This is a genomic window from Bacillus sp. FSL K6-0138 (genome assembly GCF_037982765.1).
GTDB classification, from domain to species: Bacteria; Bacillota; Bacilli; order Bacillales; family Bacillaceae; genus Bacillus; species Bacillus glycinifermentans.
This window is the reverse complement of the sequence record NZ_CP150286.1, coordinates 1,081,623-1,100,050: the sequence shown is the minus strand read 5'-3', so window position 1 is coordinate 1,100,050 and position 18,428 is coordinate 1,081,623. Positions and strand designations below refer to the sequence as shown.

Below are 18,428 nucleotides of genomic sequence, written 5' to 3'. Positions count from 1 at the left end.
AATGTATAACATATGAAAGAGACATGAGGTGAGATCATGGATTTTAATACAGAACATAACAGACTGGGAACCCAGTCCGTCAAATGGGATTTGACCGAGGAGCTGTTCGGCGTGAAAGACGCGCTGCCAATGTGGGTGGCGGACATGGATTTTCGCGCGCCTCAAGAAGTCATTGATGCGCTTCAACAGCGCATCGAGCACGGAGTATTTGGATATACGTCTCCAAATGCAGCCACGAAGGAATCTGTCGCGGAGTGGCTCAGCCGAAGGCACGGCTGGGAAATCGATCCGTCAGCAATCACCTTCAGCCCGGGCATTGTAACCGCTCTCGGCATCGCCGTCCAAGCGTATACAGATCCGGGTGACAGCGTGATCGTGCAGCCGCCCGTCTATCCTCCGTTTTTTGACATGGTGAAAAGAAACGGCCGCAACGTTTTATATAATCCATTAATAGAAAAAAACGGACGTTATGAAATGGACTTTGACGATCTTGAAAGGAAGCTTCAAGAACCGAATGTGAAGCTTTTGATCCTTTGCAATCCGCATAATCCTTCAGGACGTTCCTGGACGAAGGATGAACTGGCAAAATTGGGCCAGCTTTGTCTTTCCCGCCAGGTGACCGTCGTTTCTGACGAGATCCATTCCGACCTGATGCTGCACGGATTGAAGCATACACCGTTCGCTTCCATTTCCCGGGAATTAGCCGAGCTTTCCATCACATGCATCGCTCCGAGCAAGACGTTTAATTTGGCGGGCCTTCAGGTGTCAGCCATCATCATACCGGATCTGGCGAAAAGAAATGCATTTCTAAAGACGATGCAGCGCGTCGGGCTGTCATCTTTAAACGCGTTTGCCGTCACCGGTATGGAAGCCGCCTATTCAAAAGGAGAACCATGGCTCGACAGCTTGATTTCCTATATCGAAAACAATATGGAAGAAGTACGCGCCTTTTTGGCCCGTGAGCTGCCGGAGGTCAAGATGATGATTCCTGATGCTTCATATTTGATATGGCTCGACTGCCGGGCGCTCGGCCTCTCAGATCAGGAATTAAAGGACAGGCTGCTCCATAAAGGAAAGCTCATCCTTGAGCCGGGACCGAAGTACGGCCCTGGCGGAGAAGGTTTTGTGAGAATGAATGTCGGGTGTTCGCTGCAGGTCGTAAAAGAGGGACTGAAACGGCTGAAAACGGCCTTATCATAAGCACTCCGGCCGCAGGCCGGGTGCTCTTTTTACCGCTTATGCCATTCTTGATGCAGTTTTTTTTCAAGCTGTTCGGCTTTTTTCGCTTCTTGCCGGGAATGCTTGACGATCAGCCTGAATGCGAATGCGGCGATGATAAAGAAAACAGCCAGCGTGATAAAAGAAGGAATGTATTCTCTTTTATCCTCAGGGAAATACAGCATGAACTGAATGAGCAGCGGCAATGTTCCTTCCTCCCCGATTATGTTTTATAACACCATCATACCATCAGGAGGGGTTTTTAGTGAATCAGTTTCAAGTCGGAGATAAAGTGAAAGGCTTTTATAAAACAGGCGTATATATTGGAGTTATTACGGATATTAAACCGATGCACTATCTCGTCAAAATCCTCGCGGTCCTGACCCATCCGAAGCAGGGCGACCTTCACCACCCAAAGGATGCGGATGTGCCCTTTTTTCATGAGCGGAAGGCGCTTGCTTACCGGGAACAAACAAACATTCCGCACCATATGGTGAAGCCGTTCGACGGTCGGGTACCGGATTATGAGGAATCGCTTCGCGATGCTTTGGATCGTTTTAAAAGAGAACTATTACAAGACGCTTCCGATTATGCGGCAAAATCGCTGGAATGCGCCGCTGGGCTCGAAAAAGAATATTTTCCAAACAAATAACCCAATCTTCTGTATAAGATTGGGCTTTTTATGTGGCATGCGGAAATACTTTCGAAAGGTCGATCCTGTCTCCGATCGTCGTCGGTTTAGGATTCTCCAAATACTCTTTATCCCGTTCCACCAGCTGAAACAGCTTATATGTTGTCATGGCATCATCAAGCGCTTTATGCTGTTTTCCCGTCCCTGAATCGCCGTATTCCTCCGCAGCTTTCCACAAATTCGTCAGCGTTTTGTCGCCGAAAAACTCCTTGTACTCCATTGACAAATCTCTCATTTCCCCTTTAAATGGAAACGGAATGTGGTTGAACATGCAATTTTGCTTCAACACTTTCATATCCATGTTTCCCCATGTAATAATGACGCTGTTTTGATCCGAATCAAGCTCCCTCAGCTTCTCAATCAAGGAATGAAACGCGATGCCTTGATCGACTTTTTCCTGTGTGATGTTTAAAAACGATTTGCACCGTCTTGTTAATTTTGGAAATTTTTTTGGTTTCACATAGCTGGAAAACGTCTCTGTCACTTCACCATTCGCAACTTTGACAACCCCCGCTTCAATGATTTCCGGAAAAAAATTTTGCGGATGATATTTCCCCTCAGGCATTGTAAATTCAAAATCGATAATCAGCAATGTATCTGGTTTCACTTTTTACACCTGCCTTTCTTATCGCAATATAAAGACTTTCACTTGATTTGCACGGTCCCCGTCCCAATGTTTTCAGCTTGTTTTTGATTTTAAAAAACACGTTAACTTTTCTTTTATTATATCATTATATTTCTATCTTTAAGCGATTATTTTCTGAAAAGGTAGAAAATTCGTTCAAACGTCTCTCTTTCCTCGAACCCGGGAACGTCATTTCCGATATTCCTTTATAATGAAAAGGAATCCAACTTTTTAAGAAGGTGATTTCCATCTCTGTTTATAAGAAAAACCTTTTGATTATGTGGTTTGCGAACTTTTTTGTCGCGGCAAGCTCCACGATGGTTCTTCCGTTTCTCTCTCTGTACATCAAAACGCTTGGTGAGCATCCGGACGGATTTACCGAAAAATGGAGCGGATATGTTTTTGGCGTCACATTTTTAATGGCTTTTTTGGTTTCCCCTTTTTGGGGGAGGTTCGGCGATAAACACGGCTATAAAAAGATCCTGCTGATCACGGGCTTCGGAATCGGAACGAGCATTCTCCTCATGTCCCTTGTCTCGTCTGTCTATGAGCTCTTTTTTTTGAGAATGGCGATGGGTCTTGTCACAGGCTTCATTCCTACGTCTCTCGCGATGATTTCTGCTCAGACGCCGAAAAAAGCGGCGGGCAAAGTGCTTGGCACTTTGCAGATGGGCACGGTTTCCGGCGGTTTATTCGGCCCTTTGCTCGGCGGGCTTCTTGCCGATCATGTCGGTTTTACATATACCTTTTATATTACGGCATTCGTCATTTACACGGCCGTCATTCTCGTATTGACCGGGGTGAGGGAGCGCCCTCTGAAAACAACCCGCGACTCTTCCGCTTCCTATTCGAGAAAACAGGTATTAAAAACGATTTTGGGCCGTCAGCCGCTGATCACGGTTATGCTGCTGACAGCGGTCACCCAAATCGGAACCTTCAGCATTCAGCCGCTTCTTGCCTTGTACGTCGGAGAGCTGCACGGCACCGAGCATCTTGCATTTTTTTCCGGATTGGCGTTTTCCGCCACAGGACTTGGGAGCCTGCTGTCTGCCAGAAAGTGGGGCTCTTTAGGCGACCGGTACGGATATGGAAAGATCCTGATCATCCTCTCGCTTTCAGCGGCGGTTTTCTTTATTCCCCAAGGCCTGACATCGTCATATGTGATGTTCGTCATCTTCCGCTTTCTGTTCGGTATCGCCTTGGGCGGAATGATTCCCTGCATCACGGCGGCAATCCGCACACAGGCTCCGGGCGCCATTCAAGGGGAAGTGCTTGGCTATAATGTCAGTTTCAGATTTTTAGGCAATGTCATCGGCCCGGTGCTCGGCGGAATGATTTCAAGCCATTTCGGCATTTCTTCCGCCTTCTACGTCACCGCTTTTCTCTTTTTGACCGGAGCCTGCCTTTTGCTGTTCCAAAGAGCTCAAGCAAAAAAATCGGAGGCAAAAGCCAGCTGACGAGTATAAAAATGAGAAATCTACTAAAATATCCTTCTCCCCGTTCAAAAAGAATGGTACGATATGGCTAGAAATTTGCGGAAAAGAGAGTGACTAAGTTGCGTTCAATCATTGGATGGTTTTTACTTATTTTATTGATTCCTATTTTTGTATATACGTTAATCGCCTCCGGACAGGAAGCCCAGGTCATGAAACCGTTGGATGAGGTGCTGGATGAGAAGATCGATTCAAAATTAAAAGACAGCGGCCTTGTACAAAACAGCTACATGTACGACAGCGACGGCGCTTTGATTTCTGAAATCGTTTCAGATCACCAGAATCGGGTGTTTGTCCCATACAAAAATATTCCTGAAAATGTAAAACAGCTGTTTTTGACGTCGGAGGACCGCCATTTCTTTCAGCATAAAGGCTTCGATTTCATGGGTATGGTCCGGGCAGCCGCGGCCAATTTCAAAAAAGGCGGCATCGATCAGGGAGCAAGCACCATTACACAGCAGCTTACGCGGAACTTGTATTTGAGCCATGAGCGCTCCTTCGACCGCAAGCTGACTGAGCTCCTGTATTCGTATCAGCTTGAAAAAAAGCTATCAAAAGAAGAAATTTTTGAGAAATATTTAAATACGATTTACTTTAATAATGGTGTATACGGGATCGGATCTGCGGCTTCTTTTTATTTCAGCAAACCGCTGAAATCCCTGTCGCTTGCTGAAATGGCCTTTATTTGCGCGATCCCTAATAACCCTACATTATATGATCCTTTAAAACATTTTGACTACACGAAAACCCGTCAGGAACGGCTTCTGAAAGAGCTGAAAAACGCGGGGGTCATTTCTAAGAAGGAATATAAAAAAGCGGTAAAGCAAAAAATCAAGCTTGACATTAAAGAAAAGAAAGATGCTTATCCCGACTATACGACTTATGTCAATGACGAATTCACCAAGCTCGTTTCCTCTTCCGAAGGGTTTGACGAACGGCTGAAAAAGGCAAAAACAAAAGAAGAGAAGAAAAAAATCGAGAAAGAGCTGTCCAATCGGATCACCGCCCTTTTGACAAAAGGGGTCAAAATCTATACGGCGCTCGACCCCGCGATGCAGAACCGGGTCGTTCAGCAGGTCAACAGCAAGCTTCCGTATGAAGGCGTCCAAGGCGGTGCGGTTGTCATCAACCACCAAACGCATCAAATTGTCGCCATGTCAGGCGGAAAGTATTATAAAAAATACAATTTCAATCTGGCCTATCAAGCTTACAGACAGCCCGGCTCCTCGATTAAGCCGCTCCTCGACTACGGCCCTTATATCGAGGAAACGGGTGCGACTGCGGGGAGCATGATCGATGCCAGCAGATTTTGCAGCAGAGATTACTGCCCGAACAACTATAACGAAAAAACGTACGGAACCGTTTCGCTCAAAACGGCCTTTAAATACTCCTATAATACGCCGGCCGTCCGGATGTTAAACCAGATCGGCGTGCAGAAAGGGTTCAGCTATTTAAAACCGTTCGGATTCGATAAAATCGTTCAGAGGGACTACCGGCTTCCTGCTGCACTTGGCGGTTTTACGGACGGATTTTCACCGCTTGAAATGGCGGACGCCTATACAACCTTCGCGAATAACGGCAGCTACACGGCGAACCATGCGATTACGAAAGTGACGGATCTGAAAGGGAAAACGCTTTTCAAATGGAAGGACAAACCGAAGCAGGTCTTCAGCATCAGGACGAACAATCAAATGCGCACGCTTCTGTCAGCAGTCGTCAAAGAAGGAACCGGAAAAAAAGCGAATTTCGGCGGCGGATACCGGGGAGGAAAAACAGGAACGTCAAACGACTTCAGAGACCTGTGGTTTGTCGGACTGACGGATGTGTATACAATGAGCGTATGGGTCGGAAAAGAAGCGAAAGGCAATGTGGAATTTCTCCATAACACCGCGCCTCAACTTTTGATTTGGAAAGGAACGCTGCAAAACGCATATTAAGCATGAAACGGGGGTCTCGAGGTGAAAGATATGCCCGGCACAATCGTCCTTTTCGACGGTGTATGCAATGTTTGCGACGGAGCCGTTCAATTTATCATCAAGCATGATCCGAAAGGCTTGTTTTCATTCGCTCCCCTGCAATCTGACACCGGCCGGAAGCTGCTTGAGCAGCACGGGCTTTCGGCCGATCATTTTGACAGCATGATATTGATCAAAAACGGCCGCGTCTATGCGAAGTCCGCGGCGGTATTGCATGTGGCAAAGGGCCTTTCCGGGCTGTGGCGGGCAGCGGCGGTTTTTCTCATCATTCCAAAGCCGCTGCGCGACGCGGTATACGACCTGCTGGCGAAAAACCGCTATAAATGGTTCGGCAAAAAAGAATCGTGCATGATCCCCGGCCCTGATATCAAAAAAAGATTTCTCGAATAACAAAAAACCGGAGCAGTTGATCTGCACCCTGTCAAGTAGACAGTGGAAATAACTAAAACACACTAGACGGCTTTAGCCCTGTATTCCACTGGGCTGAGGCCGTTTAGTTTTTCTTGTAGACGATCGTGGTTGTAAAAGTGGATATATTCATCAATTGCGCTTTGAAGTGCCTCAAATGTCTCGTACGAATTCCGTCTGTATTTCTCGCATTTTAATTTCCCCCAAAACGACTCAATGGGGCCGTTATCAATACAGCGGCCGACGCGGGACATACTCTGTGTCATATTTGCGTTTTCAATCATCCTTCTAAACTGGTGGGACGTGTATTGAAAACCTCTGTCGCTGTGAAGGAGAGGACGTGCGTTTGGGGCTGCCTCAAGCGCTTGGTTCAAGGTTTTAAACACAAGGGCGTTATTATTGGATTTCCCCAGCACATAAGACACGACCATTCCCTCATGAAGATCTAAAATGGCACTGAGGTACGCTTTCCGATGGCCGTATTTTAGCTCTGTCACATCAGTCACCCATTTTTGATTTGGTTTGTCCGCTTTAAACTCTCGATTCAGGATATTTTCGGACACATGTTGAGGCGTCGCTTTGCCGTAACGTTTTTTCTTCCGCCGAATGACACACTCCAGCTTGGCAATTTTCATCAGCCGATAGATGCGCTTATGATTGAGGCGCTCTTTAAAGCGGCGGTTCATGTTTAAGGTCATTCTGCGGTATCCGTAGATACCGCCAATTTGTTCGTGAAGTAGCGCCATTTTGGCGATAATCTTTTCATTCTGTTTTTCTCTCGCTGAAGGTACTCGGCTCCTCCATTTGTAATACCCCTGGCGCGAAACTTCGGCAATCTCACATAACATTTGGACAGAAAAGCCTTCTTTTCGATTCAGCTCTAAAATGGCGAGATATCGATCTTCGTACCGAACCTGACTTAGAACCGCCTCCTTTTGATCTCTTCCAACTTTTTTAAGAACGCATTCTCTGCGCGCAAACGCTCATTTTCCTGTTCCAGCCGTTTGTTTTCCCGTTGAATTTTTTCTTCAGGTGTCAGTTCTTCTTCGGTTTTGCGTTTCCCTCGGTTGTCTTTTAAGGCCTCTTCTCCGCCTTCTTGATACTTTTTCACCCATTGATACACCTGTTGGTAGGAGACTTGATGAATCTCCATTGATCTGGCGTAGTCCTTTCCATGAGCTAGACAATCCTTCGCAATCTCAATCCGTTCTTCCAATGAAACGTTCTTCCGTTTGGTCATCAAACGATTCCTTCCTCTCCCGCTGTCTTTTAACGTTTTATGACCATTATAAAGCTCAACCCACTTCATGAGTACGGATTTACTGGAAATCTTATATTTTCTCGAGATTTCTCTTTGAGAGTAGCGTCCGGATAAGAAGTCTTTCACGGCATTGTATTTTAATTCTGCGGGATAGAACTTATGGCGCTTTGAACGTTCCAAACTCTCCACACCCGCCATATCATGCGATGTTCTCCATTCACGAATCGTTTCGGCATGAATGCCATATTTTTCTGCGATCTCCTTCACCGAATTATTGCCCTGATCACATTCTGATAGAATATTCAATTTTTCTTCTTTTGAAAACCATTTTCCAGCCATGAAAAAACTCCCCCAAGGCAAACAGATTTTTTTATTTCATCTGTCTACCTTTAGGGGAGCATATCACTGTCTCCGGTTTTTTCATGCCTCCCGTCTTACGCAGGCAGGCTGGCCATAATGCCGTTGTACAGCTTAAATATGAGATAAATCGTTCCGATGAAAAACGTAAACCAAAACAGCAGCTCAAACATAATAAAGCCGATCAACGAACCAAATGAAAGCGTGCTGTGAATCGCATAGACGATAAAAATAAAGTAAACAAGCGTCGCCAGCAGGAAAAGCGCTGCAATTCCGACAGGAAATTGGACAAAAATAAAGGATAAAAGCCCTGCTACGAGATAGATGACAGAACCGATCCTGATCTTCCTCAAGTTTGCGCCTTCAGGATCTTTTGCAAAAAATAAAAGGGAAAGCTCTGTCACCGTGTTGGCGATTAATTTAAGCGCGGAAAACACCATAAAAGAAATCAGTGCGAAAACAACAAACAAAGCCATCCTGATGCCGTTCTCAGAAAAAAACTCAAGCATTCCTTCGTAGATGCCGAAGGTTGACAAAAGCTGCATGGCATAGATAACGGCTGAAATCGCCAGTGAGGAGCTGAAAAGCAATATTGCAAAAAACGGAAAATAACCTGTTACATAAGTATTTTTCATGAAATAGACCCTTTCTGATATGTTCCACCATTCATTATGTACGACTTTAGCACCTGTTGACAAGAATATTTTCCATATTTTTATCTAAACCGGCTGTTTCAGCGGCGGAACATGCAGGATTCTTCACAAATCCGCCATTTGCCTGTAAAGTATTAATTGTTGACTTTATCAATAGATCGCGAGGAATCGCCATTGAAAAAAACATTAACACTCCAGACGCGCTTGACGATATTTGTCTGTGTTGTCGTATTTATTTCTTTATTGATCACCTTTTTTATGATCGGCTCTGAAACGGCAAGGAACATCCGGGAGCAGGAACAAACGATCGCGCTCCAGACGGCGCAGCTTGTCGCTGAATCCCCGTTGACGGTGTATGCTTTTGAAAGCGGCACATACAAAGAACTTCAGGACTATACGCTCCGCGTTCAAAAAATCACCAAAACGGATTTTGTCGTTGTGATGGATATGAACAGCATTCGCAAAACCCACCCCGATCCTCATAAAATCGGCAAGAAATTTGCAGGCGGAGACGAAAACGAAGCATTGAAAGGCCACCAGCATATCAGCACGGCAAAAGGCACGCTCGGCGAATCCCAGAGGGCTTTTGTCCCGGTTTATAATGAAAAAGGTAAACAGCTCGGAGCTGTTGCGGTCGGGATCACCCTCAATGAAATTCAGGAGATTATCAACCGGAGCCTCCGTCCTTTATATACGGTCATCGTTCTCAGCATCTGCGCCGGCATCATCGGAGCTGTCATCGTAGCCAGAAAAGTCAAGACGATCATGTTCGGAATGGAGCCTTACGAAATCGCCACACTGCTGAATGAACGGAGCGCCATGCTTGAATCGACGAAAGAAGGCATTCTCGCCGTCGATCAAAGCGGCAGTATCAAGCTGGCCAACGCTGAAGCAAAACGGCTGTTCAAAAAAATGGGGATCAACGAAAGCCCGATTGATCAGGACGTAAGCACTCTTCTCCCAAACAGCCGGCTGAAGCAAGTCATCGAAACGAAGAAGCCGCTAAACGACCGGGACGTCAGAATAAACGGCCTTGAGCTTGTCTTTAACGAAGTGCCGATCCACTTAAAAAAAGGCAACATCGTCGGTGCCATCGCCACGTTCCGCGACAAAACGGAGGTTAAACATTTAGCCGAACAGCTGTCAGGTGTTAAAATGTATGCAAATGCACTGAGAGCGCAATCCCATGAGTTCATGAACAAACTCCATGTCATCCTTGGACTCGTCCAATTAAAGAACTATGATGAACTGGGAAACTATATTAAAGATATTGCGATTTACCAGCAGTCTGAAACGAGTGAAATCATTAACCATATTAAAAATTCCGTACTTGCGGGCTTTTTGCTCGGCAAGCAGAGCTATATCCGGGAGCAGGGAGCGTCTTTGGAAGTGAACTGCTCAACGACGATTCCGAATACGGCGAATACGGAAGTGATCCATGACCTGATCACGGTCATCGGCAACCTGCTCAACAATGCCTTGGATGCCGTCTCCGCTTCGGACAAAAAAAATATCTCGATATCGTTCAGATACCATGACGGCCAGCTTGATATCGAGGTGACGGATACCGGGATCGGCATATCTGAAGAAGACCAGCGGAAAATGTTTGAACAAGGCTTTTCTACAAAAGGATCCAACCGGGGCTTCGGACTTTATTTCGTAGAACAAAGCCTCGAAAATTTAAACGGACATATCATCGTGACGAGCGAAAAGAATGAAGGGACGACGTTCAGTCTCCGCATTCCGTACGAACCTAAGGAGGAAGACCATGATTGACGTATTAATTGTTGAAGACGACCCGATGGTAGGAGAGCTGAATAAGCGCTATCTCAGCCAAATAGACGGATTTCATCTGAAGGGGATCGCCGCTTCATTTCAGGAGGCAGTCTCTTTCCTGAGGGAGCACCATGTCGACCTCATCCTGCTTGACATTTACATGCCGGGCAGAAACGGCGTTGAGCTCTTAACAGAAATCAGGCGCCAAAACCAGGCGGTCGATGTGATTGTCATTTCCGCCGCAAGCGAAATGGACGTTGTTCAAAAGACGCTTCGTTTCGGCGCAGTCGATTATTTAATTAAACCTTTTGAATTCGAGCGGTTTCAATCCGCCCTCACCGATTACAAGCGAAAACAGCAAATCTATGCAAGCAACCGGAATATCAGCCAAAAAGAACTCGACTTCGAGCTTTTTCAAAAGAAGCGCGCACCTGAAAAAGTCCATCTGCCAAAAGGGCTGACAAAAAGCACCTTGAAGTTGATCTGGTCAAGCATCAAATCGTTTGACAGCCTGACGTTTACGACGGAAGACCTGGCAAAACACACCGAAATCTCCCAGGTATCCATCCGGAAGTATTTGAAATTTCTCGAAGAAATCGAGGTTCTTAACGTTGAAATGGCCTATGGAACGATCGGAAGACCCGTCTTCCAGTACAAACTAAACACAAGCCAAATAAATGTGATTAACCAGTATTTATAGGCCCGTCCTCCCCCCTTCTCCGCCTGAAGGGGGGATTTTTTTTGCAGAAAAAACGTGGCAGACCGCTTGATCCGGCACGGGCCGCGATATACAAAATAGTTCAGATCGTGTCAGGTGAAATTTCAAAATTGAAGTGTTTTTTGAAATTCAGGGAATTTTCTATTTATTTATTCTGAACAAAGTGATAAATTTATGATTGATTGGCTGATTGTGAAATAAGACAGATGTCTTATTACCTGAAAATCGGGACCGGTACAGATGATATGCCGGCATTTATCGGGGATGGTGAGACATTGGTCCTCCCGCAGATAAATATGTATTCCGGAGCCGATCAATACAAAATTGGGGGGTTATTTCTTGAATAAGCGCAAAGCTGGACTGGCTCTTTCGCTTGTCGTGGCCGCAGGTGCAATCTTGACCGCATGCGGAGCAGGCGGAAATAAAACTGGTGCCGAGAAGAAAAAAGACGATTTTACGGTCGCAATGGTAACGGATGTCGGAGGGGTAGATGATAAATCTTTTAACCAATCCTCATGGGAAGGGATTCAGGCTTTTGGAAAAGCCCATAACATGGAAAAAGGCAAAAACGGGTACGACTATCTGCAATCGAAATCAGATGCTGACTATACGACAAATCTCAACAAGCTGGCACGCGAAAAATTCAGCCTCATTTACGGCGTCGGCTACCTGATGGAGGATGCCGTCACCGAAATCGCCGAACAGCGTCCTGACAGCCACTTTGCTATCATTGACGCCGTCGTGAAAAAAGATAATGTGGCAAGCATCACATTCAACGAGAATGAAGGCTCATTCCTCGTCGGGGTTGCCGCAGCTTTATCAAGCAAATCGAAAAAGATCGGTTTTGTCGGCGGAATGGAGTCGGAATTGATCGAAAAGTTCGAAGCCGGATTCCGCGCGGGCGTACAGGCCGCTGATCCAAAAGCGACCGTACAGGTCAAATACACGGGGGCCTTCGATAAAGCCGATCTTGGAAAAGCTACGGCTGAAAGCATGTACAAATCGGGTATCGATGTCATTTACCATGCAGCCGGAGGAACCGGAAACGGCGTATTCACCGAAGCAAAAAATCTGAAAAAAGAAGATAAAAACCGCAGCGTCTGGGTTATCGGCGTCGATAAAGACCAACACGCAGAAGGACAGGTCGAAGGAACCGACTTAAATGTCACGCTGACCTCTATGATCAAAAAGGTTGATGTTGCCGTTCAAGACTTGACTGAAAAAGCAAGCAAAGGCGATTTTCCGGGCGGCAAAACGATCACGTACGGCCTTAAGGAAGACGGCGTAGGCATCGCTCCGACAACCGATAACCTCTCAGAAGACACAATCAAAGCCATCGACGAATGGAAACAAAAAATCATCGACGGCAAGGTCAAAGTACCTTCTTCCCGCAAAGAGCTAAAAAACTTCAAGATATAACGTTGCTCAAAAACAATGTTCATAGCAGGCGGACGGCTTTGCCGAAGCCTAAAGGAGCTGCAGTCATGCAGCTTTTCTTATGCTGATCTTAAAACAAAGGAGCGGACCTGAACCGTGGAATATGTCATTGAAATGCTAAACATACGCAAGGAATTCCCAGGTATCGTCGCCAATGACCATATTACCCTGCAAGTAAAAAAAGGCGAAATTCATGCGCTCCTCGGCGAAAATGGCGCAGGGAAATCGACTTTGATGAACGTGCTTTTCGGTTTGTACCAGCCTGAAAAAGGCGAAATCAAGGTGCGCGGCAAAACGGTGAAGATCACCAGCCCCAACATCGCCAACGACCTTGGAATCGGCATGGTCCATCAGCATTTCATGCTTGTCGACACATTTACCGCAGCCGAAAACATCATCATTGGAAAAGAGCCGAAAAGATTCGGCATGATCGACAAAAAACGTGCCGTCCAAAAGGTGCGCGAGCTTTCCGAAACTTACGGGCTGAAAGTCGATCCGGAAGCAAAGGTGTCGGACATGTCGGTCGGAATGCAGCAGCGCGTGGAAATATTGAAAACCTTATACCGCGGCGCCGACATTCTCATTTTCGATGAACCGACTGCAGTCTTGACGCCTCAGGAAATCAAAGAACTGATTCAAATCATGAAAAACCTTGTAAACGAGGGCAAATCGATTATTTTGATCACCCATAAGCTGAAGGAGATCATGGAGGTTGCTGAAAAGGTCACGATTATCAGAAAGGGAAAAGGCATCAAAACCCTCAATGTCAAAGACACGAATAAGGATGAGCTCGCAAGCCTGATGGTCGGACGGGACGTCTCTTTTACAACCGCCAAGAAGGAAGCTGAACCGAAGGGCAAAGTCCTGTTGATCAAAGATTTGACTGTCAAAGACAAGCGCGGCATCGAAGCCGTCAAACGGCTCAATTTATCGGTCGCAGCCGGGGAAATCGTCGGCATTGCCGGAGTTGACGGAAACGGGCAGACAGAGCTGATTGAAGCGATTACAGGTCTGAAGAAAACACATGCCGGCACCATCTCCTTAAACGGAAAAGAAATCCAGAACCTGACGCCGCGGCGCATCACGGAAGCAGGCGTCGGGCATATCCCGCAGGACCGGCACAAACACGGCCTCGTTCTCGATTTTCCGATCGGCGAAAACATCGTCCTGCAAAGCTATTACAAACGCCCTTTCTCCAAATTCGGCCTGCTGAACCAAAAAGAAATCTATCAAAAAGCAAGACAGATCATCGGCGAATTTGACGTGCGCACGCCTGATGAATACACGCCGGCCAGGGCGCTGTCGGGCGGAAATCAGCAAAAAGCGATCATCGGCCGCGAAGTGGACCGCGGACCCGATCTTTTAATTGCCGCCCAGCCGACAAGGGGCCTTGATGTCGGTGCGATCGAATTCGTTCATAAGCGTCTGATTGAACAGCGGGACGCAGGAAAAGCGGTGCTCCTTCTTTCATTCGAATTGGATGAAATCCTGAATGTGAGTGACAGAATCGCCGTCATATTTGAAGGCAGCATCATCGCTGAAGTCAATCCAAAAGACGCGACTGAACAGGAGCTTGGCCTCCTGATGGCCGGAAGCAAGAAAAAGGAAGCGGGGAAAGAAGCAAATGTATAAACGATTATCGTCTTTACTCATACCGCTCACAGCCATTATTCTCGGATTGCTCGCCGGAGCCGTCATCATGCTTCTGAGCGGATATGACGTCATGAGCGGATATTCCGCCCTTTGGAACGGCATCTTTGGGGAAACCTATTATATCGGCGAAACCGTCAGACAGATTACCCCTTACATCTTATCAGGCCTTGCCGTAGCGTTCGCTTTTCGGACGGGATTATTCAACATCGGCGTCGAGGGACAGCTGCTTGCGGGATGGACGGCAGCCGTTTGGATCGGGACCGCCGTCGAAGCGCCGATGTTCATCCACCTTCCGCTCGCCGTCTGCGCCGCCGCGCTTGCGGGCGCTCTGTGGGGATTCATTCCCGGCTTTTTAAAAGCGCGCTTTTACGTACATGAAGTGATCGTGACGATCATGATGAACTATATCGCGCTGCACGTCACCAACTATTTGATCATGTACGTCATGACAGATCATAAGGATAAAACGGAAAAGATTTCCGAAACGGCGTCACTCAGATCGGACTTTCTTGAGAGAATTACCGATTTTTCAAGGCTTCATTGGGGAATCGTCATCGCCCTCCTCGCAGCTGTCATCATGTGGATCATCATTCAAAAAACGACAAAAGGCTTTGAACTGCGCGCCGTCGGTTTAAACCAGCATGCATCACAATATGCGGGCATGAGCGTAAAGAAAAACGTGGTCACGGCGATGGTGATTTCCGGTGCATTTGCCGGTATGGCGGGAGCGATGGAAGGTCTCGGAACGTTTGAATACGCCTCAGTAAAGGGATCTTTTACAGGGGTCGGCTTTGATGGAATTGCCGTCGCCCTTCTCGGCGGAAATACGGCGCTTGGCGTCGTACTCGCGGCTTGCCTGCTCGGGGGATTAAAAGTCGGCGCTCTGAACATGCCGATCGAAGCCGGCGTTCCGACCGAAGTCGTGGATATTGTCATCGCCATCATTATTTTATTTGTCGCATCGCATTACATCATCCGCCTCATGATTCAAAAACTGGGCAGCAAGGGGGGAAAATAAGTGGATATCCTGCAAATACTCGGCATTATCGTTCCGGCTACGCTCGTCTATTCTGCGCCGCTTATTTTAACCGCTCTCGGAGGCGTCTTTTCCGAAAGATCCGGGGTCGTAAACATCGGGCTTGAAGGCTTGATGATCGTCGGAGCGTTTACGGCCGTGATCTTCAATTTGTTTTTCGCCCAGCAGTTCGGGGCTTTTACGCCGTGGCTGGGGCTTGCCGCCGCAATGGCCGCAGGCGGGCTTTTCTCCCTGATTCACGCCGCCGCTTCGATTTCATTCAGGGCCGATCAGACGGTCAGCGGAGTTGCCATCAACATGCTGGCGCTCGGCAGCACGCTGTTTTTCGTAAAGCTGATCTACGGAAAAGCCCAAACGGATAAAATCCCCGAACCTTTTTACAAAACGGATATCCCCGGTTTAAGCAGCATACCGGTAGTCGGCGATATTTTGTTCTCAGATGTTTATTTCACGTCGATTTTGGCGATTGTACTCGCCGGCGTTTCATGGTTCGTTTTATTTAAAATGCCGTTCGGCCTGCGGATACGCTCTGTCGGCGAACATCCGATGGCCGCTGATACGATGGGCGTGAATGTTTACAAAATCAGATACATCAGCGTTTTTATCAGCGGCCTTTTCGGCGGTTTGGGCGGCGGGGTATATGCGTCAACGGTCACGCTCGATTTTTCGCACGCCACCATCACGGGACAGGGCTTCATCGCCCTCGCTGCGCTCGTGTTCGGAAAATGGCATCCGATCGGCGCCCTCGGGGCAGCCTTGTTTTTCGGTTTCGCACAAAGCTTGAGCATCATCGGCTCCATGCTCCCTCTGTTTAAAGAAATACCGAATGTCTACATGCTGATTGCGCCTTACGTCCTGACGATCCTCGCACTTGCGGGCTTTATCGGCAGGGCGGACGCGCCGAAGGCAAACGGCATTCCGTATATAAAAGGAAAACGATGACAAATAAAACCGGAATAAGAGAACATTGTGTTCTCTTATTCTTTTTTCGCCAATTCCCTTAATAAAACCTAAAATTTTTTAAGCAAAACCCATGTTTTTACCACTTTTATGGTATGATGAAAAAGTCTGGTTACTGTCTGTTTATTGCAGAGGCTGAACAAATGATATAAAATGTAATATTGTTTAATTTGAATATAAAACGGTTTTATTTAAAGGATGCGAAATCAATTGAAAAAAACGATCATACCTTCTTTGATTACGATTGGAAACTTTGTTTCGGGATTATCGGCCTTGCTATTGGCGTTCAGAGGGTATTTATTATTGGCGATTCTATGTGTTTTGATCGGCGCCATTTTTGATATGCTTGACGGCATGGCCGCCCGAAAACTGAATGCCGTCACTCCGTTCGGAAAAGAACTGGACTCATTGGCCGATATTATAACGTTTGGCATTGCTCCGGCCATTATTACATATTCTGTTATTTTTCACGATGCGCCGCTGATGGGCCTCCCTTCAACACTCTTGTTCCCTGTCTGCGGAGCCCTTCGGCTCGCCCGCTTCAATATTCAAGGGGAGCAGGAATATTTCACAGGACTGCCGATTACTGCGGCCGGCACAATTCTCGTGATCCTGAACCTTTTATTTGACATCCTTGGCAAAAAGATGTTCATTATGATCACCTTATTCCTGTCCTATCTCATGGTCAGCAGGATCAAAGTCATCAGCCTAAAAGGGAAAAATTTATTGAAGAAAGTGAGCTAGGGTTTAATGGATGTAGCAAAAGAATTGATTTCCCAGTACGGGTATTTTGCGATTTTCGGCATGCTCGTCCTCGGAATTATCGGGCTGCCGATTCCCGACGAAGTGATGATGACATTTGTGGGATACCTGTCTTCCATTCATATTCTACATTACGGTTTAGCCATTGTGATCAGCTTTTCAGGCGCTTTATCAGGAATGGTCATCAGCTATTTTTTAGGCAAGAAAATCGGCAAACCGCTTTTAGACAAGTTCGGAAAATGGATAGGCCTGACCCCGAAAAGGCTGGAAACCGTCCGCCGCTGGTTCGACAAATACGGACCGTGGACGATCGTTTTCGGCTATTTCATTCCGGGCATCCGCCATGTGACATGCTATCTCTCGGGGATGAACGAAATGAAAATGAAAAAGTTTCTGACCTTTGCCGGTTCAGGAGCTTTTATTTGGTGTATCGTCTTTATCACGATCGGGTACACAATCGGCGTAATTTAATAGCTTCCCGGATGATGCAGAAGGAGTGAACAGCTTGAAAAAGCGGCTTTACCGATGTTTGATAGAATTGACAAATAAAAAGGGCGTGTCCCGGGCATTGAAAAAATTTGCTCAGTCAAAACTCAGCAAACCGCTGATCCGCCCGTATATGAAAACCTTCCAAATCAATACGGAAGAAATGCTCGAGGATGTCAGCTCTTTTAACAGTTTGCACGAGCTGTTCATCAGAAGGCTGAAAGACGGAGCCCGCCCTATTCCTTCGGTCCCGGACTGCCTGATCAGCCCGGTTGACGGAGTCATAGAAGAAATGGGCACAGTCTCCGCAGATAAACAGTTTATCGTCAAACATAAACCTTATTCATTAGAGGAAATGATCGGCAATGATGCAATCGCAAACCGCTATTTAGGCGGAACCTATATCATCATCTATTTGAGTCCACGGGACTATCATAGAATCCACAGCCCGGCGGATGGCACGCTCGAAACGCAATATTCGCTCGGCAGCTCTTCATACCCTGTTAACAAGACAGGGTTGACATACGGCAAGTCGCCGCTGACGAAAAATTACCGGATGATTTCTGAAATCAGGCATCAATACGGATCAGCCCTTCTCGTAAAAGTCGGAGCGATGTACATTAATTCGATCGTCATGCTGCAGGAGGCGAAAAACTGGCGGCAAGGCGAAGAAATCGCCTACTTTTCATTCGGCTCGACCGTTATTTTGCTGTTTGAAAAAGATACTTTTATCCCGGTCGGCACCCTCTGTCCCTCATTGAAAGTAAAAATGGGGGACATTTTAGGCTCACTGGCAAGCGTAAAATAGACCTCAATCTCCCGAGTACACCTCCGGGGGATTTTTTAATCCGCTGATTTAAAAAGCTCCGTCTCCTAAATCAAAAAACAGAGAAAGGGTTTTCATTTTGATCCAAAAGA

At 46.8% G+C, this 18,428-nt stretch carries 18 protein-coding genes; 14 read left to right on the top strand and 4 right to left on the bottom strand.

The features are described 5' to 3' along the window. Positions 1–36: 36 nt before the first annotated feature. Positions 37–1,200, top strand: a complete 1,164-nt coding sequence (locus MHB78_RS06025; protein WP_046129932.1) for a MalY/PatB family protein — start codon at positions 37–39, stop codon at positions 1,198–1,200. Positions 1,201–1,229: 29 nt separating this feature from the next. On the opposite strand, the gene MHB78_RS06020 is transcribed toward MHB78_RS06025, so the two are convergent. Further along, positions 1,230–1,424 (bottom strand): hypothetical protein, encoded by a 195-nt coding sequence (locus MHB78_RS06020; protein ID WP_046129931.1) that lies wholly within the window; start codon positions 1,422–1,424, stop codon positions 1,230–1,232. 59 nt (positions 1,425–1,483) lie between these two features. Between MHB78_RS06020 and MHB78_RS06015 the strand changes: the two genes are divergently transcribed. After that, positions 1,484–1,870 carry a kinase-associated lipoprotein B gene (locus MHB78_RS06015; RefSeq protein ID WP_046129930.1) on the top strand — a complete coding sequence of 129 codons (387 nt, stop codon included), beginning with the start codon at positions 1,484–1,486 and terminating at the stop codon, positions 1,868–1,870. 28 nt (positions 1,871–1,898) lie between these two features. On the opposite strand, the gene kapD is transcribed toward MHB78_RS06015, so the two are convergent. Then, complete coding sequence (kapD, locus tag MHB78_RS06010; protein WP_046129929.1) at positions 1,899–2,516, bottom strand: 3'-5' exonuclease KapD; 618 nt, start codon at positions 2,514–2,516, stop codon at positions 1,899–1,901. A 296-nt stretch (positions 2,517–2,812) separates the two neighbouring features. On the opposite strand from kapD, the gene MHB78_RS06005 reads away from it, so the two are divergent. From MHB78_RS06005 to MHB78_RS05995, 3 genes are all read left to right on the top strand, one after another. After that, a complete protein-coding gene (locus MHB78_RS06005) occupies positions 2,813–3,991 on the top strand; it encodes an MFS transporter (RefSeq protein WP_046129954.1) in 1,179 nt (392 codons plus the stop codon). An 89-nt stretch (positions 3,992–4,080) separates the two neighbouring features. Then, complete coding sequence (locus tag MHB78_RS06000) at positions 4,081–5,964, top strand: transglycosylase domain-containing protein (RefSeq protein ID WP_046129928.1); 1,884 nt, start codon at positions 4,081–4,083, stop codon at positions 5,962–5,964. A gap of 30 nt (positions 5,965–5,994) precedes the next feature. Further along, positions 5,995–6,393 (top strand): thiol-disulfide oxidoreductase DCC family protein, encoded by a 399-nt coding sequence (locus tag MHB78_RS05995; RefSeq protein WP_046129953.1) that lies wholly within the window; start codon positions 5,995–5,997, stop codon positions 6,391–6,393. Between the two features lie 62 nt (positions 6,394–6,455). On the opposite strand, the gene MHB78_RS05990 is transcribed toward MHB78_RS05995, so the two are convergent. Together MHB78_RS05990 and MHB78_RS05985 are read right to left on the bottom strand one after the other, a co-directional pair. Then, positions 6,456–8,011 (bottom strand): IS3 family transposase gene (locus MHB78_RS05990; RefSeq protein ID WP_231947364.1). Its coding sequence is split into 2 segments (ribosomal slippage): positions 6,456–7,354 and positions 7,354–8,011, totalling 1,557 coding nucleotides; the frame shifts between segments, so codons are not numbered across the junction. A 95-nt stretch (positions 8,012–8,106) separates the two neighbouring features. Beyond that, complete coding sequence (locus MHB78_RS05985; RefSeq protein WP_046131669.1) at positions 8,107–8,664, bottom strand: YufK family protein; 558 nt, start codon at positions 8,662–8,664, stop codon at positions 8,107–8,109. A 192-nt stretch (positions 8,665–8,856) separates the two neighbouring features. Here MHB78_RS05985 and malK point away from each other — a divergent pair, with 192 nt between their 5' ends. From malK to MHB78_RS05940, 9 genes are all read left to right on the top strand, one after another. Further along, entirely contained in the window at positions 8,857–10,458 is a 1,602-nt protein-coding gene (gene malK / locus MHB78_RS05980; protein ID WP_046131670.1) for a malate sensor histidine kinase MalK, read from the top strand. Next, positions 10,451–11,158, top strand: a complete 708-nt coding sequence (locus MHB78_RS05975) for a response regulator (RefSeq protein ID WP_046131671.1) — start codon at positions 10,451–10,453, stop codon at positions 11,156–11,158. Before malK ends, MHB78_RS05975 begins: the two co-directional genes overlap by 8 nt. Before the next feature lie 357 nt (positions 11,159–11,515). Next, positions 11,516–12,595, top strand: coding sequence for a BMP family protein (locus MHB78_RS05970; protein WP_046131672.1), 1,080 nt, complete (start codon positions 11,516–11,518; stop codon positions 12,593–12,595). Between the two features lie 114 nt (positions 12,596–12,709). Then, complete coding sequence (locus MHB78_RS05965; RefSeq protein WP_046131673.1) at positions 12,710–14,245, top strand: ABC transporter ATP-binding protein; 1,536 nt, start codon at positions 12,710–12,712, stop codon at positions 14,243–14,245. After that, complete coding sequence (locus tag MHB78_RS05960) at positions 14,238–15,284, top strand: ABC transporter permease (protein WP_046131674.1); 1,047 nt, start codon at positions 14,238–14,240, stop codon at positions 15,282–15,284. The genes MHB78_RS05965 and MHB78_RS05960 overlap by 8 nt, the downstream gene beginning before the upstream one ends. Further along, positions 15,285–16,244, top strand: a complete 960-nt coding sequence (locus tag MHB78_RS05955) for an ABC transporter permease (protein WP_046131675.1) — start codon at positions 15,285–15,287, stop codon at positions 16,242–16,244. 228 nt (positions 16,245–16,472) lie between these two features. Further along, positions 16,473–17,006: a CDP-diacylglycerol--serine O-phosphatidyltransferase gene (gene pssA, locus MHB78_RS05950; RefSeq protein WP_046131676.1), complete on the top strand. Its 534-nt coding sequence runs from the start codon at positions 16,473–16,475 to the stop codon at positions 17,004–17,006. Positions 17,007–17,012: 6 nt separating this feature from the next. Next, the gene (locus MHB78_RS05945) at positions 17,013–17,495 is read left to right on the top strand and encodes a DedA family protein (RefSeq protein ID WP_046131677.1); all 483 of its coding nucleotides are present in this window, start codon (positions 17,013–17,015) and stop codon (positions 17,493–17,495) included. Positions 17,496–17,529: 34 nt separating this feature from the next. Next, on the top strand, positions 17,530–18,318 hold the full coding sequence (locus MHB78_RS05940; RefSeq protein WP_046131678.1) for a phosphatidylserine decarboxylase: 789 nt from the start codon (positions 17,530–17,532) through the stop codon (positions 18,316–18,318). Positions 18,319–18,428: the final 110 nt, after the last annotated feature.